Source organism: Burkholderia sp. Ac-20349, assembly GCF_017104865.1.
Classification (GTDB): domain Bacteria; phylum Pseudomonadota; class Gammaproteobacteria; order Burkholderiales; family Burkholderiaceae; genus Burkholderia; species Burkholderia aenigmatica.
This window is the reverse complement of record NZ_JAAGPM010000298.1, coordinates 1-2,778: the sequence shown is the minus strand read 5'-3', so window position 1 is coordinate 2,778 and position 2,778 is coordinate 1. Positions and strand designations below refer to the sequence as shown.

Sequence of the window (2,778 nt, the reverse complement as noted above, 5' to 3'; positions counted from 1 at the left end):
GGTGGCGTTGCGCGTGCCCGTTGCGAGCTTCACGTTCGGCGTGCTCGATGCGGCCGACGTCGCGCGCCTGAAGGCCGCCGGCACCTACGTGATCGGCACCGCGACGCATGTGGCCGAGGGGCTCGCATGGCAGGCGGCCGGCGCCGACGCGCTGTCCGCGCAGGGCGCCGAGGCAGGTGGCCATCGCGGCACGTTCATCGGTTCCGCGGACGATGCACTGATCGGCACGCTCGCGCTCGTGCCGCAACTGGTCGACGCGACGGGCCTGCCCGTGCTCGCCGCGGGCGGCATCATGGACGGCCGCGGGATCGCGGCCGCGCTCGCGCTCGGCGCGCAGGGCGCGCAGCTCGGTACCGCGTTCCTCACCTGCACGGAAAGCGCGATCGCGGCGGACTGGAAGGCGCGCCTGCTCGCGAGTGCCGATACGTCGACACAGGTCACGCGTGCGATCACCGGCCGCCACGCGCGCGGGCTGCGCAACACGCTGATGGCCCGGCTCGGCGAACGCGTGGCCGATGCCGCGCCGTACCCGGTGCAGAACGCGCTGACGCAGCCGCTGCGCCAGGCCGCCGCACGCGCGAACGACGGCGATTACCTGTCGCTGTGGGCCGGGCAGGGCGCGCCGCTCGCGCGGCGGCGCGGCGATGCGCTGACGACGTCGCAGCTCGTTGCCGCACTCGATGCCGAATGGCGTGCGGCGGCTGCCTGAATCGTTCATATCGGACGACGAAACGCGCGTTGTCACGCGCGTTTCATTCAATGATCGCGGGCACAAAATACCGAATCGAAATGCCCCGGGAATGTTTTAAAACGACCTTTCAGCCAGTCGCCAGGAATTAGCGGAAACCCTTATCCAGCGGGGCTCGCAGCGATATTCGAGTAGTCATTCCAAAGTGCGCATATCGGTAGTGATACCACTACCCCAAAAAAGTCCCACAAATTAATTTGATCACCTACACTTGCGCGCAAGTACGGGCGGGCAGCTGCTAAAAGCGGCCGTTTTCACGTGCTGAGGCCAAGTGCATGAACGATGCAACCGGCGAATCGTCCAGTGATTGCAAACACAGGGATGGCAGCGGGGCACCGGGCGATGGCGTTTATTGGGACCGAAACTGGAGACTTACATGAATATCAAGATGCAAAAGCTGTTGCCGATCACCGCCGCGGCGATGCTGTGCGTTGCAGCTGCAAGCAACGCGGCCGCCGATCAAGTCGTCAAGATCGGCCACGTCGCGCCCTTGACGGGCGGCATTGCACACCTGGGCAAGGACAACGAAAACGGTGCGCGTCTCGCAGTCGAGGAGATCAACGCCAAGGGTCTCACGATCGGCGGCCAGAAAATCACGCTGCAACTCGACCCGCAGGATGACGCGGCCGACCCGCGGCAGGCCACGCAGGTTGCGCAGAAGCTCGTCGACGACAAGGTCGTCGCGGTGGTCGGCCACCTGAACTCGGGCACGTCGATCCCGGCCTCGAAGATCTACAGCGATGCGGGCATCGTGCAGATCTCGCCGTCGGCGACCAACCCCGCCTACACGCAGCAGGGCTTCAAGACCACGTACCGCGTGGTGGCCACCGATGCGCAGCAGGGCCCGGCACTCGCGAACTACGCGCATTCGAAGGGCATCAAGAGCGTGGCCGTGGTCGACGATTCGACTGCGTACGGCCAGGGTCTCGCGAACGAGTTCGAGAAGAAGGCCAAGGCGCTCGGCCTGAAGGTGATGTCGCATGACGCGACCAACGACAAGGCGGTCGACTTCCGCGCGATTCTGACCAAGATCAAGGGCGAGAATCCGGACGCCATCATGTACGGCGGCATGGACGCGACGGGCGGCCCGTTCGCGAAGCAGGCGAAGCAGCTCGGCCTGCGCGCGAAGATCTTCGCGGGTGACGGCGTGTGCACGGAAAAGCTGGCCGACCTGGCCGGCGACGCGACCGACAACGTGGTGTGCTCGGAAGCCGGTGCTTCGCTCGAGAAGATGGCGGGCGGCGCGGCGTTCAAGGCGAAGTACGAGAAGCGCTTCGGCCAGCCGATCCAGATCTACGCACCGTTCACGTATGACGCCGTGTACATCATCGTCGATGCGATGAAGCGCGCGAACTCGACGGATCCGGCGAAGATCCTCGCAGCGATGCCGACGACGAACTACTCGGGCGTGATCGGCACGACGACGTTCGACTCGAAGGGCGACCTGCAGCACGGCGTGATCTCGCTGTACAACTACAAGAACGGCAAGAAGTCGCTGCTCGACGAAGTGAAGATGTAACGCGACAAGCGGTCAACAGAAGGGGTGGAAGCGCGCATGCGGCAACGCATGCGCGCTTTCTTTTTGGGCCGGCGCGGACCGCGCGGTCAGATCTTCAGCCGCGCGAGCACCTTCGGCGCGATGGCTGCGACGAGCGCCGCGCACAGCGCGACGACGGACAGGCCGATCGTCAGGTTCGCGGCCTGCGCGACCGCGCCGATCACGACCGGACCGAACAGCATGCCGAAATACGCGAGCCCGGCCACGTGCGCGAGCCCTTCGGCCGCGTGGATGCCTTTCACGCGCGCGGCGGCCGCGAACAGCACCGGCATCATGTTCGCGAGACCGAGGCCCATCAGCGTGAAGCCGGTCAGCACCGCGGCCGAATACGGCAGCAGCAGCGCGCCGATCATCCCCGCGCAGGCGAGCGACGCGCTCGCGAACACGAGCTGCGGCGCGCCGAAGCGGGCGCGCACGGCGTCGCCCGCGAAGCGCGCGACGGCCATCCCGCCCGAGAACGCGGCATAGGCGG

The 2,778-nt window shown here is 66.4% G+C and carries 2 protein-coding genes and 1 pseudogene; 2 read left to right on the top strand and 1 reads right to left on the bottom strand.

Annotated features, from left to right (window positions below; genetic code table 11):
• A partial coding sequence (locus G3N61_RS38655) for a nitronate monooxygenase (RefSeq protein WP_205825073.1) occupies positions 1–709 on the top strand: 709 nt, incomplete at its 5' end.
• Between the two features lie 415 nt (positions 710–1,124).
• On the top strand, positions 1,125–2,267 hold the full coding sequence (locus G3N61_RS38650) for a branched-chain amino acid ABC transporter substrate-binding protein (protein ID WP_043185084.1): 1,143 nt from the start codon (positions 1,125–1,127) through the stop codon (positions 2,265–2,267).
• An 86-nt stretch (positions 2,268–2,353) separates the two neighbouring features.
• Here the strand turns inward: G3N61_RS38650 and G3N61_RS38645 are convergent.
• A pseudogene (locus G3N61_RS38645) lies at positions 2,354–2,778 on the bottom strand (MFS transporter); the annotation flags it as partial.

Bases quoted from the DNA above. Each gene is read 5' to 3' on its own strand.
- G3N61_RS38650 (WP_043185084.1), top strand. From the start codon at position 1,125: ATGAATATCAAGATGCAAAAGCTGTTGCCGATCACCGCCGCGGCGATG.